Below are 12,365 nucleotides of genomic sequence, written 5' to 3' on the forward strand. Positions count from 1 at the left end.
GCGGGGCTTGCGGTGGGGTTTCCTGCGTGGGGTCAAGTCGGTGGTGGGCGGTGGTGGTCGGGGCGGGTCGACATCGACGTCGGGCTCAGGCCGGGAAGCGGGGGGACACCGACACCCGCGTACTGGCGTCGGTGGTGGCGTCGGCCTCAACCTCGCGGTCGCGCGAATCCTTCCCCCGACCACCGACAGGACGGCCCGCCCCGGTGAGGCCGGGCGAGACGGTGCGGCGCTGGGCGAGGGCGAGCAGCCCGTCGAGGAGGAGCGCGAGGACGGCGACGATGACCGCTCCGCCGGCGGCCCGGGCGTAGTCGCCGAGGGCGATGCCGTCGATGAGATAGCGACCGAGGCCGCCCAGCCCGATGTACGCGGCGATCGTCGCCGTGGCGACGACCTGCAGCACGGCGGAGCGGATGCCGGAGTACAGCAGCGGCAGGGCGTTCGGCAGCTCGACCTGGCGCAGCACCTGCGCACCGGTCATCCCGACCCCCTTGGCGGCGTCGCGCGCCGCCGGGTCGACGGCCTCGATGCCCGCGTACGTCCCCGCGAGGAGCGGGGGGATGGCGAGCAGGGCGAGGACGAGGATGCTCGGCAGCGTGAACGCGAGGTCGCCCTGGATCTTCGGCCCGAGCCACAGCGCCACGACGAAGAGGAGGCCGAGCGTCGGGACGGCGCGCAGCGAGTTGGCCAGCGACACCAGCCAGCGCGCCCGCCCGGTGTGGCCGACCCACAGCCCCAGCGGGATCGCGATGACGGCGGCCACCAGCAGCGACAGGAGCGTGTACTGCAGGTGCTCGAGGAGACGGGCGGGGATGCCGTCCTCCCCGGACCAGTTCGCCGGGTCGGTGAACCACGAGACGAGCGAGGGGATCATGCGCGTCCTCCCTGCGCCGCGCGCCACGGCGTGAGCAGCCGGGTGGCGACGACGATGACGGCGTCGAGCACGAGGGCCAGCAGGACGCACGCGACGACACCCGTGACGAGCTCGCCCCAGATGACCCGGTTGTACCCGTCGATGAGCAGGTCACCGAGCTGGGAGACCCCGATCACCGACGCGATCGAGATGATGCTGACGTTGCTCACCGACGCCACGCGCAGCCCTGCGGAGATGACGGGGACCGCGAGCGGCAGCTCGACCCCGACCAGGCGGCGCACCCCCCGGTAGCCCATCGCGGTGGCGGCCTGCTCGATGTGGTCGGGGACGGCCCGCAGCCCGTCGGCGACGGTGCGCACCAGCAGCGCGACGGTGTAGATCGTCATCGCGACGACGACGTTGAACGGGTCGAGGATCTTCGTCCCGAGGATCAGCGGCATGATGACGAACAGCGCGAGGGACGGGATCGTGTAGAGGAGCCCGGTCGAGGTGAGGATCGCCGGGTACGACCGCGGCCAGCGCTTCGCCGCCCACCCCAGCGGCAGCGAGGCCACGAGCCCGAGGAGCAGGGGGATGACGGCCAGCCACAGGTGCGAGACGGCGAGGTCGAGCACCGTCCGCCAGTTGTCGCCGAGCCAGGTCACGCCCGCGCCTCGTCGCCGGCGACGGTGGCCGCGCCGCCGTGCACGGGGTCGTCCTCGTCGCGCTCGGGTCGCTCGATCTCCTCGATGACGGTGAGGACCTCGTGCGCGAGGACGGTGCCGCACAGCGCACCGCTCTCGTCGACGATGACGCCGCGCCGGCTCGGCGAGGACAGGGCGGCGTCGAGGGCGCCACGCAGCGACCCGTGCTCGCGAGCGACGGTCCCGCCGCGGTGGAGGTCGTCGCGCGTGACGGCCCGGCCGCCGAGGCGGGCGGGCTCGACCCAGCCGAGCGGGTGGCGCTCGTCGTCGACGACGAGCAGCCAGTCGGCGCGGGCCTCGGCGACCTCGCCGATGACGACCGACGGCTCGGACCGCAGCGGCAGGCGGGGCGCCTGCTGGAACTGCAGCGCCCGGTAGCCGCGGTCGCGCCCGACGAAGTCGGCGACGAAGTCGTCGGCCGGGTGGGCGAGGAGGTACGAGGGCTCGGCGACCTGCGCGAGCTTCCCGCCGACCCGGAGCACCGCGACCTGGTCGCCGAGCTTGATCGCCTCGTCGATGTCGTGGGTGACGAAGACGATCGTCTTGCCGAGCTCGCCCTGGAGGCGCAGGAACTCGTCCTGGAGCTGGTCGCGCACGACGGGGTCGACGGCCGAGAACGGCTCGTCCATGAGCATGACCGGAGGGTCGGCGGCGAGCGCCCGGGCCACCCCGACCCGCTGCTGCTGCCCGCCGGAGAGCTGCGTCGGGTAGCGGTCGCCGAGCTCGGGTGCCAGGCCGACGCGCTCGAGCAGCTCGCGGGAGCGGTCGCGGGTGCGCTGCTTGTCCCAGCCGAGGAGCCGGGGGACGGTCGCGATGTTGTCGAGGACGGTGCGGTGCGGGAACAGGCCCGCGTGCTGGATGACGTACCCGATGCCGCGGCGCAGCTCGGCCTCGTCCATCCGGCCGGTGTCCTGGCCGTCGAGGGTGATGGAGCCGCGGGTCGGCTCGATCATCCGGTTGACCATCCGCAGGCTCGTCGTCTTGCCGCAGCCCGAGGGTCCGACGAGGACGGTGATCTTGCCGGTGGGCGCGGTGAGCGACAGGTCGTCGACCGCCGTCGTCCCGTCCGGGAACTGCTTGGTCACGGCATCGAACCGGATCATGGGGCCCCCTGGAGGTCTCCGACTGGTTTCCCAACCTAGCCGAGAGGGCCGACGCACGGGCCTGCGTGTCGAGCCCTCGACCTGCATCGACGTCGCCGACCCGTCCCCGCCGCGTGGTACGCATGGTCCGTGACCGAGGCCCCGGCGTTCCTCGACCGCCGCTCCGTGCAGGGGCGGCGGGCGCTCGCGGGCCTCACCCTCGGCTCGGGCGTCGCCATCCTCGACGGGTCGGTCGTCAACGTCGCCCTGCGCACGATGGGACGCGACCTCGACGCCTCGCTCGCCCAGCTCCAGTGGGTCGTCAACGGCTACCTCCTCGCCCTCGCGTCGCTCGTCCTCGTCGGCGGGGCGCTCGGCGACCGCCGCGGCCGGCGACGGGTCTACCTCGTCGGCGTGGGGGCCTTCGCCGTCGCGTCGGCCCTGTGCGCCCTGGCCCAGACCCCGGGCCAGCTCGTGGCGCTGCGCGTCCTCCAGGGGGTCGGCGCCGCCCTGCTCACCCCGGGGGCGCTCGCCCTCATCCAGGCCTCGTACCGCCCCGAGGACCGGGCGGCCGCCATCGGCACGTGGGCCGGCCTCTCCGGGATCGCCGGCGCCCTCGGGCCCGTCGTCGGCGGCTGGGTCGTCGACCACACGAGCTGGCGGTGGATCTTCGCGATCAACGTGCCGCTCTGCGTCGCCGTCGTCCTCCTCACGAGGAACGCCGTTCCCGAGAGCCGGGACCCCTCCGCCACCGGCGCGTTCGACGTCCTCGGAGCCGGCTTCACCGTCCTCTCCCTCGGCGCCGCCACCTACGCCCTCACGGCGTCGGGCGAGTCGGGAGGGGGTGCGGTGACGGCGGCCTGGGTCGTCGCGGTGGCGTGCGCGGTCGGCTTCGTCGTCGTCGAGTCACGCTCGAGCCACCCCATGGTCCACCTCGGCATGTTCCGCAACCGGGTGTTCTCCGCTGCCAACGCGATGACGCTGCTCGTGTACGGCGCCCTCGGCGGGGTGTCGCTGTTCGTCGTGCTCCAGCTGCAGGCCGCCGGATGGAGCGCGCTCGAGGCCGGGCTGTCGGGCCTGCCCATCACGATCTCCCTCATGCTCCTGTCGAGCCGCGCGGCCGCCCTCGCCCAGCGCACCGGACCGCGGATGCCGATGACCGTCGGCCCCCTCGTCTGCGCCGCCGGGGCCCTCCTGCTCCTCGCGGCGACCGACGCGCCGTCGTGGCTCACCGTCCTCCCGGGGATGGTCGTGTTCTCGCTCGGGCTCGCCCTGCTCGTCTCACCCCTCACGGCCGCGGTGCTCGCCGCGGCGCCCGACCGGGAGACCGGCGTCGCGAGCGGGGTCAACAACGCGGTCGCGCGGGCCGGGTCGCTCCTCGCGGTCGCGGCGCTTCCGGCCGTCGTCGGGCTGGCCGGCGACGACTACCTCGGCCGCGAGACGATGGCGGCCGGCTACCGGGGCGCGATGCTGTGGTGCGCCGTCCTGCTGGCCCTCGGCGGGGTCGTCAGCTGGTTCGGCCTCGGTCGAGCACCTCGATGACGAAGTCGCGCACGATCCGGTGCCACGCGCCCGCGTCGCGCAGCATCGCGTGGGTGTCGTTCTCCATCGTCACGCTGCGGACGTCGACGCCGCGGTCGTAGAGCCGCGAGGCGAGCAGGGCCGTGCGTCGCGGGTCGGTGATCCGGTCGCGGCTGCCGTGGGCGAGCAGCACCGGCATCCCGGGGCGGGCCTGCACCGAGTCGCTCTCGACCCAGGGCGCGAGGGCCGCGACGCCCACGACGTCGGGCTCCCCGGCGAGGCGCAGGGCGACCCGGCCGCCCATCGAGTGGCCGACGAGGACGATCGGGACGCCGGGCAGGACGTGGCGGATGCGGTCGAGGGCCCACCGGGCGTCGGTGAGCGGGTCCTGGCGCGGGCCGTTCCAGCCACGGACCCGGTTCTTCAGGCGCAGCGAGGCGATCCGGTCGCCCCCGCGGTGCTCGACGGCGGCCGCGAACGGCGCCATCCGGACGACGGCCAGGCGCCACCACGCCACGGGAGCGTGGCTCGACTGCGCGCCACCGTGGAGCACGAGGACGACGCCCTTCGGGTCCGCGGGCACGTGGCCGCGGATCTCGGCGCCGCCGCCACCGTCGGGGTCGAGGAGCTCTCGCTCGAGGTCGACCTCGGGCTCGTCCGGCGCGCCGTCGGCCTCCACGTCGGCGTCCTCTGCCACGCCGGTGCTCGGTTCCTTCATGTCGCGTCCTCGGTCGGGTCGGGCCCCGGTGGTCCGGTGCCGCCCGCGACGGTGTCGACCACCCACGCGGCGTAGGCCGGGTCGGCGGCGACGACCGGGACGGCCAGCACCTCCGGTGTGTCGTAGGGGTGTTCGGAACGGACGAGCGCGCGGATGTCCTCGAACCTCGCCGCCGTGGACTTCACGAGGAGGAGGTGCTCCTGCTCCTCCTCGACGGCGCCCTGCCAGCGGTAGGTCGAGGTGATGCCGGGCAGCACCTGGACGCAGGCGGCGAGCCCGGCGTCGACGAGCGCGCGGGCCAGCGCCGTGGCCGTCTCGCCGTCGGGCGCGGTGACCCGCACCTCGACGAGCTCGCCCGCCCGGGTGTCCACCGGTCCCTGCCCCTGCACGGTCCCGGCCTCAGACGTCGGCGCGATGGAAGTTCTGGAAGCTCCGACTGGCCGTCGGGCCGCGCTGGCCCTGGTAGTGGGACCCGTACTTCTCGGATCCGTAGGGGTTCTCGGCGGAGGAGGAGAGGCGGAAGAAGGCGAGCTGGCCGATCTTCATCCCGGGCCAGAGCATGATCGGCAGGGTCGCCACGTTCGACAGCTCGAGGGTCACGTGACCGGTGAACCCGGGGTCGACGAAGCCGGCGGTCGCGTGGGTGAGCAGGCCGAGGCGGCCCAGGCTCGACTTGCCCTCGACGCGGGCGGCGAGGTCGTCGGGGAGGGAGACCGTCTCCAGGGTGCTCCCGAGGACGAACTCGCCCGGGTGGAGGACGAAGCCCTCGGACGGGTCGACCTCGACGAGGCGGGTGAGGTCGGCCTGGTCCTGCGACGGGTCGATGACCGGGTACTTGTGGTTGTCGAAGAGCCGGAAGAACTTGTCGAGGCGCACGTCGACGCTGCTCGGCTGGATCATCGCCGGGTCCCACGGGTCGAGTCGGACCCGTCCGGCGTCGACCTCGGCGCGAATGTCACGGTCGGAGAGGAGCACGAGGGCAGGTTACCCGGCAGGCCTCCCGCAGCCCGCAGGGCGCGTCGAGGGGGGCCCGTGGGTTCGGCTAGAGTGTCGGCGCCGGGGAGGACCTGACGGTTCTCGACCCGGCGCGCCGGTGTAGCTCAATGGTAGAGCGCCAGCTTCCCAAGCTGGACACGCGGGTTCGATTCCCGTCACCGGCTCAGAGCCCCTCGAGAGGGATCCCATCACCGGCTCCTGTCAAGGTTCGGAGCCCGTGGGGACGCAAACCCCCACCCGTCCCCGCGCGGCGGCACGATGAACCATGAGTCCCCGGACCCCCCGCCCTCCCGATCCGGCCCCGGCGCGCCGGCCATGACTCCCGGAATCCTCGTCGCAGGCCTGCGATGGACCTTCTGGGGTCTCGTCTACCTCATGACCTTCACGATCGCGGTCCTCGCGTTCGCCTACGTCCCCGCCTCCTCGGCCGTCCGCCTGTCGCTGCTCGGTGTCGTCGTCTTCGGCATCTGCGTCGACATCCAGCACAAGCGTCGTGAGGACGCCCAGAGGCTGACCGGGCCTCCGCCCCGCTAGCCTCGGGGCATGGTGCTGACCCAGGTCCTCCTCGTCGCGGCGACGCTGACGAGTGGCCTGCTCGCCGGGGTCTACCTCCTCTACGCGCACACCGTGATGCCCGCGATGACGCTGCTGCCCGACGAGCCGGCCGTCGCCATGTTCGACGCGCTCGACCGCTCCATCGTCAACCCGGTCTTCATCGCGACGGCCTTCCTCGGCGCACCCGTGAGCACGGCCGCGGCGCTCGCGACCGGCTGGGGCGACCCGTCGCGGTGGTGGGTGCTCGCCGCCCTGGTCCTCCACCTCGTGGGCACCGTCGTCACGGCCGCCGTCCACCTGCCGCGCAACGACGCCCTCAAGCGGATGGCCGGGGGCGACGGGCGCTACGCCGCGACGACCGCGCGCGCCGCCCTCGAGGAGGCGACGTGGGTGCGCTGGAACCTCGTGCGCGTCGTCGCGTCGGTGGTCGCGGCGGCGTGCCTCGGCTGGGCGCTCACCCTCGCCTGACCCGGGTCGGGGGTGCGCCCCGCGGGCCGCAGGACTCACCCGAACGGACCGTTCGGCGCGAGCACGGGACACCGGGTACCCCCCGGGGCTACCCTCGGCGTCAGCAACCGACGTCGCAGGGGCACCGTTGGTCACAGCCGTACCAGCACCCGAGGGGCCCCTGTCATGCGCACCACCGTCCGACGCACCATGGTCCGACGCACCACCTCCCACCGAGCCGACGCCAGGGTGACCGCCGTCCTCGCGGCCTTGGCCGCCGCCGCCCTCCTGGCCGGCACCACGGGGACCGCGAACGCCGCGACGGGCTCGCCCGCCCCGGTCACCTCCAGCTCGGGCCGGGGGTTCGTCGGCACCTACGCGGGCACCTCCGCCGACTTCCGGATGAAGGCCGCGCTGACCACCCGCGCGACGACGGCGCGCTTCGGCACCGCCTTCTCCGGGGCGGTCATCGACGCGGAGTCCAACCACCTCGTGTGGTCGAAGAACGGCACGACCGCCCTCATGCCGGCCTCGACGAACAAGCTCGTCACGGCCTCGAACGCCCTCACGGTCTTCGGCCCGACGAAGCGCTTCACGACCAGGGTGGTCGACGGGTCGGCGACCGACCGGGTCGTCATCGAGGGGTCGGGCGACCCGAGCCTGAGCAGCGCCCAGCTCGACGCGATGGCCGGGACGGTGTCCTCCGTGCTGGCCCAGCGCGGCCTCACCGTCGCGCCGGTCCGCGTGTACGTCGACGACGACGTCTTCCCGACCCCGTCCCTCGCGACCGGGTGGAAGACGAGCTACGTGCCCGACTCGATCACCGCCGTGCGCGGCCTGGTCCGCGACCAGCGCGACTCCTCCGACACCAGCGCCGACGTCGGCCGCTACTTCCGCGACCGGCTCAAGGCCTACGGCATCACCGCCGCCGGCTACTACGGCCGCACCGACGCCGCCCCCACGGCCACGGTGCTCGCCAGCTCCCAGGGCGCCGCACTGTCGACGACCGTCAACCGGATGCTGCTCGTCAGCGACAACGAGATCGCCGAGTCGCTGCACAAGCTCGTCGGCGTCGCCAAGGGCACGGGGTCGACCTGGACCGGGGCGCGCTCGGCCCAGGCGCTCGTCCTCGGCCAGCAGGGCCTGAGCGCCGCCGCCCTCTACGACGGCTCCGGCCTCTCGCGTGCCGACCGGATCAGCGCCGTCCAGCTCGCCAAGGTCGTCGACCGCGGTGTCGACACCAGCCGTCCCGAGCTGTGGCCGCTGCGCTCGGCCGAGGGCATGCCCACGGCCGGTCGCACCGGCACCCTGTCGGCGTCCTCGAAGCGCTTCGTCACGACCCAGTCCAAGTGCGCGGCGGGGAGGCTGTGGGCCAAGACCGGGCGGCTCGCGGACGTCGTCGCGCTCTCGGGCTTCACCAAGGGCGCCGACGGGCGGGTCAAGGTGTTCGCCTTCGTCGTCAACGGCAAGGAGTCGACGACGACGCTCAAGCAGAACGTCGACATGCTCGCCGCGACGGTCACCGGCTGCTACTGACCGGCCCGGTCCGCGGCCCGCGCCGACCCGGGTCAGCCCGGGGTCATCCCGGGACGACCCAGCCGAGCACGGTGACGAAGCCGATGACGGCGAGGACGACGAAGAGCACGGCGAGCACCCACGCGGTCAGCCAGGCGCCGTCGACGCCCTCGGCCTCGTCGTCGGGCAGGTCGGGGACGTCGGCGCGCTCCCGGCCCTCGTCGCCCCCGTCCTGCGAGTCGGCCCCCGCGCCCTGGGCGGAGCGCGCCCGCTCGCGCAGGGCCTCGATCCGGCGGGGACGCGGTTCCCTGCGGGCCGAGGCCGGCAGGGAGCGCCACATGGCGACGAAGTCCTCGCCGGTCTGCTCGCGCCACGCCGCCACGGCACCGTCGACCTCGGGCCCCTTGGCCCCTGCCGCGAACCAGACCGCGCCGGCTCGCGGCAGGTCGCCCATGGCGTGCAGCACCTCGCCGAGGGCGGTCAGCGCCTCGGTGTCCCGCTCGGACGCGACGTGCTCCTCGAGGAGGTCGCGCGCCTGCCAGACGTGCCCCTCCTCGACGAGGCGGCGGGCCCGGTCGACGACGGAGCGCTCGGCGGGCGTCGTCATCGGACCGCCTCCGCGCCGTCGAGGGCACCTCGCGTCGACCAGACGCGGTGGGCCACGAGGGTCGCCAGCACGAGCCCCATGAGGAGGACGGCCGTCCCCATCGAGGGCACGACGAGGGCGACGACGAGGCAGGCAGCCGTGGCGGCGACGGCGGGCACCATGGTGCGCGCCGACTCGTGGTCGCCGAGGGCGTGGAGGGCCGACAGGGTCAGGGCGACGACGCCGAGCGAGAGGGCCAGGGCGAGCGCGACCGGTCGGGTGCCGGCCTCCGCGTCGCCCTGGACGACGTCGACGGCGGCCGCGATGGCCGAGCCCACGGCGGCGATCCCCGCGAAGACGAGGTAGTGGCCGTACCCGAACACCCACACCGAGCGACCTCCCTCCTCGATGGCGCGCACGTGGTCGCGGGAGAAGTAGGTCCACCACAGCGCGAAGACGATGAGCAGGCCGCCGAGGACGAGGGGCGCCATGCCGCCGGACAGGGCCGCGGCGCCACCGCCGGGCTCGGCGGCGTAGGGCGCGACGTGGCCCCCCGACGCCGCGGTGTCCTCGTGCGCGGCCATGACGCCCTGCACCGCCTGGACCGAGGAGAGGATGACCTCGCCGAGGACGATGATCGCGAGCAGCCCGTAGCGCTCGACGATGTGGTGCGGGTGGAACGGGGTGTAGCCGTGGGTGCGCTCGGCGAGGACGGGCACGAGCAGCTCGGCGACGACGAGCAGGAGGAACGTCGGCACCCACCACGCCTCCGGGGCCCAGAGCCGCGCGATCCACAGCACCTGCACGACGGCGATGCCGCCCGCGTACCAGAGCGCGGTCCGGCGGCGTTCGGGGTGGCCGGCCGCCGCGCGCAGCCACAGCCCCACCATCCCGAAGCGCATGACCGCGTAGCCCGTCACCGCGGTCACCGACGACCCGTCCGCGAACAGGTCGGGGACCCCCGCGGCGAGGAAGAGCGCGCCGGACATGATGACGAAGGTGAGCAGCCGGAACACGACGTCGTCGTTGTCGTAGGCCGAGGCGAACCACGTGTAGTTCATCCACGCCCACCAGATGGCGAAGAAGGCCATGAGGTAGCCGCCGACCGTGCCGTAGTGCGCGGCCGAGAGGCCGTGGTGCAGCTCGGCCGCGTTGCTCGCGACGGCGACGACGAAGACGAGGTCGAAGAGCAGCTCGAGCGGCGTGGCGACCCGGTGGTGCTCGCTCGTGTCGCGCGCGACGACCGGCCGGCGCAGCGCCACGGGGATGATGCTCACCCGCCGAGCATGCCACGCACGGTCCGGGCCCTCCGGGGGAGCGCCGAGCCGTTCCCCTTGCTTTTGTTACCGGTGGGTAGCACACTGGTAAGCAAGCGCTCACTCGCCACCCAGGAGGACTGCGGCCATGGGCCACTACAAGAGCAACCTGCGCGACATCGAGTTCAACCTCTTCGAGGTGTTCGGCCGCGCCGACGTCCTCGGTTCGGGCCCCTACGAGGAGCTCGACGCCGACACCGCCCGCGAGATGCTCAAGGAGGTCTCGCGGCTGGCGGAGAACGAGCTCGCCGAGTCCTTCCAGGACGCCGACCGCAACCCCCCGGTCTACGACCCGCAGACCCAGGCCGTCACGATGCCCGCGTCCTTCCGCGCCTCGTTCGACGCCTACCGCGACAGCGGCTTCTGGAACATCGACGTCCCCGCCGAGCTGGGTGGCACGGTGGCCCCGCCGAGCCTGCGCTGGGCCGTCAACGAGATGCTCCTCGGCGCCAACCCCGCCCTCGCGATGTTCGCGGCCTCCTACTCCTTCGCCAAGCTCATGCACCTGCTCGGCAACGAGGACCAGAAGAAGATGGCCCGCTGGATCGTCGAGAAGGGCTGGCACTGCACGATGGTGCTGACCGAGCCCGACGCCGGCTCCGACGTCGGCGCCGGCCGCACCAGGGCCGTGCAGAACGACGACGGCACCTGGACCCTCACGGGCGTCAAGCGCTTCATCACCAGCGCCGAGTCCGACATGGTCGACAACGTCGTCCACTTCGTCCTCGCCCGTCCCGAGGGCGCGGCCCCCGGCACCAAGGGCCTGAGCCTGTTCGTGCTGTCGAAGTTCGACGTCGACCTCGAGACCGGTGAGCTCGGCGAGCGCAACGGCGTCTACGTCACCAACGTCGAGAAGAAGATGGGCCTGAAGGTCTCCACGACCTGCGAGCTCACCTTCGGCGGCGACAAGCCCGCTGTCGGAACGCTGTTCGGCGACGTCCACGACGGCATCGCCCAGATGTTCCACGTCATCGAGAACGCCCGGATGCTCGTCGGCACCAAGGCGATCGCCACCCTGTCGACCGGGTACCTCAACGCGCTCGCGTACGCCAAGGAGCGCGTCCAGGGCGCCGACCTCACCCAGATGACCGACAAGGCGGCGCCGCGCGTCACCATCACGCACCACCCCGACGTGCGCCGCTCCCTCATGACCCAGAAGGCGTACGCCGAGGGCCTGCGCGCCCTCGTCCTCTTCACCGCGACGCAGCAGGACATCGTCGACGCCGAGTTCCTCGCGAGCGGCTCGGAGACCTTCGAGCCGGGGTCGGCCGCCGACATCGCGACGCGGGTCAACGACCTGCTGCTCCCGATCGTCAAGGGTCTCGGCTCCGAGCGCGCCTGGGTGCTGCTGGGCACCGAGTCGCTGCAGACCTTCGGCGGGTCGGGCTTCCTCCAGGACTACCCGGTCGAGCAGTACGTCCGCGACGCCAAGATCGACACCCTCTACGAGGGCACGACGGCGATCCAGGGCCTCGACTTCTTCTTCCGCAAGATCGTGCGCGACAAGGGGCAGGCGCTGACCTTCGTCTCCACGCAGATCCAGGAGTTCGCCAAGGACCTCGGCGCCCACGAGGGCCGGATCGACCGCGAGCGCGAGCTGCTCGGCCAGGGCATGGAGGACGTCCAGGGGATCCTCGGGTTCATGGTCGGCGAGCTGATGAAGGCCGACGTCCGCAACGGCGGCGACATCGACAACCTGTACCAGGTCGGCCAGAACACGACCCGGCTGCTCCTCGCGGCCGGTGACCTCGTCGTCGGCTGGCTGCTGCTGCGCCAGGCCGCGGTGGCGCTCGACGCCCTCGCCGCCGGGGCGTCCGGCAGGGACAAGGACTTCTACGAGGGCAAGGTCGCGGCGGCGCAGTTCTACGCCCGCCAGGTCCTCCCCCGCCTGTCCGCCGAGCGCGCGGTCGCCGAGGCGACCGACTCCCTCCTCATGGACGTGCCCGAGTCGGCGTTCTGAGGTCCTGACCCCGGGTCGGGCGCGCTGCCACGAAGCGCGCTCCCGGCTCGGTCACCACGAGGAACGGCCCCACTCCCGGTTGCGGGGGTGGGGCCGTTCGCGTCGGCCGGGACCG

13 protein-coding genes and 1 tRNA gene are annotated in these 12,365 nt (G+C 73.2%); 6 read left to right on the plus strand and 8 right to left on the minus strand.

Annotated elements, in window-relative coordinates:
• Positions 1 to 85: 85 nt before the first annotated feature.
• From ACFWN3_RS09165 to ACFWN3_RS09175, 3 genes are read right to left on the minus strand one after another with little or no spacing between them, the layout of a single operon-like run.
• The gene (locus ACFWN3_RS09165; protein ID WP_377645488.1) at positions 86 to 871 is read right to left on the minus strand and encodes an ABC transporter permease; all 786 of its coding nucleotides are present in this window, start codon (positions 869 to 871) and stop codon (positions 86 to 88) included.
• Positions 868 to 1,515: an ABC transporter permease gene (locus ACFWN3_RS09170; RefSeq protein WP_377645490.1), complete on the minus strand. Its 648-nt coding sequence runs from the start codon at positions 1,513 to 1,515 to the stop codon at positions 868 to 870. Before ACFWN3_RS09170 ends, ACFWN3_RS09165 begins: the two co-directional genes overlap by 4 nt.
• Positions 1,512 to 2,657, minus strand: coding sequence for an ABC transporter ATP-binding protein (locus tag ACFWN3_RS09175; protein WP_377645492.1), 1,146 nt, complete (start codon positions 2,655 to 2,657; stop codon positions 1,512 to 1,514). Before ACFWN3_RS09175 ends, ACFWN3_RS09170 begins: the two co-directional genes overlap by 4 nt.
• Positions 2,658 to 2,786: 129 nt before the next feature.
• On the opposite strand from ACFWN3_RS09175, the gene ACFWN3_RS09180 reads away from it, so the two are divergent.
• On the plus strand, positions 2,787 to 4,178 hold the full coding sequence (locus tag ACFWN3_RS09180) for an MFS transporter (RefSeq protein WP_377638842.1): 1,392 nt from the start codon (positions 2,787 to 2,789) through the stop codon (positions 4,176 to 4,178).
• On the opposite strand, the gene ACFWN3_RS09185 is transcribed toward ACFWN3_RS09180, so the two are convergent.
• Genes ACFWN3_RS09185 through dcd form a run of 3 tightly spaced genes read right to left on the minus strand, consistent with a single transcriptional unit; the run spans position 4,144 to position 5,850 of the window.
• Positions 4,144 to 4,875, minus strand: a complete 732-nt coding sequence (locus ACFWN3_RS09185) for an alpha/beta hydrolase (RefSeq protein ID WP_377638844.1) — start codon at positions 4,873 to 4,875, stop codon at positions 4,144 to 4,146. The two genes, ACFWN3_RS09180 and ACFWN3_RS09185, sit on opposite strands and share 35 nt — an antisense overlap.
• Positions 4,872 to 5,246, minus strand: coding sequence for a divalent-cation tolerance protein CutA (gene cutA, locus ACFWN3_RS09190; RefSeq protein WP_377638846.1), 375 nt, complete (start codon positions 5,244 to 5,246; stop codon positions 4,872 to 4,874). The genes ACFWN3_RS09185 and cutA overlap by 4 nt, the downstream gene beginning before the upstream one ends.
• Before the next feature lie 28 nt (positions 5,247 to 5,274).
• The gene (dcd, locus tag ACFWN3_RS09195; RefSeq protein WP_377638848.1) at positions 5,275 to 5,850 is read right to left on the minus strand and encodes a dCTP deaminase; all 576 of its coding nucleotides are present in this window, start codon (positions 5,848 to 5,850) and stop codon (positions 5,275 to 5,277) included.
• 114 nt (positions 5,851 to 5,964) lie between these two features.
• Between dcd and ACFWN3_RS09200 the strand changes: the two genes are divergently transcribed.
• The 4 genes from ACFWN3_RS09200 (at position 5,965) to dacB (ending at position 8,409) form a co-directional block, all read left to right on the plus strand.
• A tRNA-Gly gene (locus ACFWN3_RS09200) sits at positions 5,965 to 6,035 on the plus strand.
• Positions 6,036 to 6,186: 151 nt separating this feature from the next.
• The gene (locus ACFWN3_RS09205; protein ID WP_377638850.1) at positions 6,187 to 6,405 is read left to right on the plus strand and encodes a hypothetical protein; all 219 of its coding nucleotides are present in this window, start codon (positions 6,187 to 6,189) and stop codon (positions 6,403 to 6,405) included.
• Between the two features lie 9 nt (positions 6,406 to 6,414).
• Positions 6,415 to 6,894 (plus strand): anthrone oxygenase family protein, encoded by a 480-nt coding sequence (locus ACFWN3_RS09210; protein ID WP_377638852.1) that lies wholly within the window; start codon positions 6,415 to 6,417, stop codon positions 6,892 to 6,894.
• A 165-nt stretch (positions 6,895 to 7,059) separates the two neighbouring features.
• Positions 7,060 to 8,409, plus strand: a complete 1,350-nt coding sequence (dacB, locus tag ACFWN3_RS09215; protein WP_377638854.1) for a D-alanyl-D-alanine carboxypeptidase/D-alanyl-D-alanine-endopeptidase — start codon at positions 7,060 to 7,062, stop codon at positions 8,407 to 8,409.
• Positions 8,410 to 8,452: 43 nt separating this feature from the next.
• Here dacB and ACFWN3_RS09220 read toward each other — a convergent pair whose 3' ends face one another.
• Both ACFWN3_RS09220 and ACFWN3_RS09225 read right to left on the minus strand, forming a co-directional pair.
• Entirely contained in the window at positions 8,453 to 8,995 is a 543-nt protein-coding gene (locus ACFWN3_RS09220) for a hypothetical protein (RefSeq protein ID WP_377638856.1), read from the minus strand.
• Positions 8,992 to 10,251 (minus strand): low temperature requirement protein A, encoded by a 1,260-nt coding sequence (locus ACFWN3_RS09225; RefSeq protein ID WP_377638858.1) that lies wholly within the window; start codon positions 10,249 to 10,251, stop codon positions 8,992 to 8,994. Before ACFWN3_RS09225 ends, ACFWN3_RS09220 begins: the two co-directional genes overlap by 4 nt.
• A 127-nt stretch (positions 10,252 to 10,378) precedes the next feature.
• Between ACFWN3_RS09225 and ACFWN3_RS09230 the strand changes: the two genes are divergently transcribed.
• The gene (locus tag ACFWN3_RS09230; protein ID WP_377638860.1) at positions 10,379 to 12,250 is read left to right on the plus strand and encodes an acyl-CoA dehydrogenase; all 1,872 of its coding nucleotides are present in this window, start codon (positions 10,379 to 10,381) and stop codon (positions 12,248 to 12,250) included.
• Positions 12,251 to 12,365 lie beyond the last annotated feature (115 nt).

Source organism: Oryzobacter terrae (assembly GCF_042756445.1).
Classification (GTDB): Bacteria; Actinomycetota; Actinomycetes; order Actinomycetales; family Dermatophilaceae; genus Oryzobacter; species Oryzobacter terrae.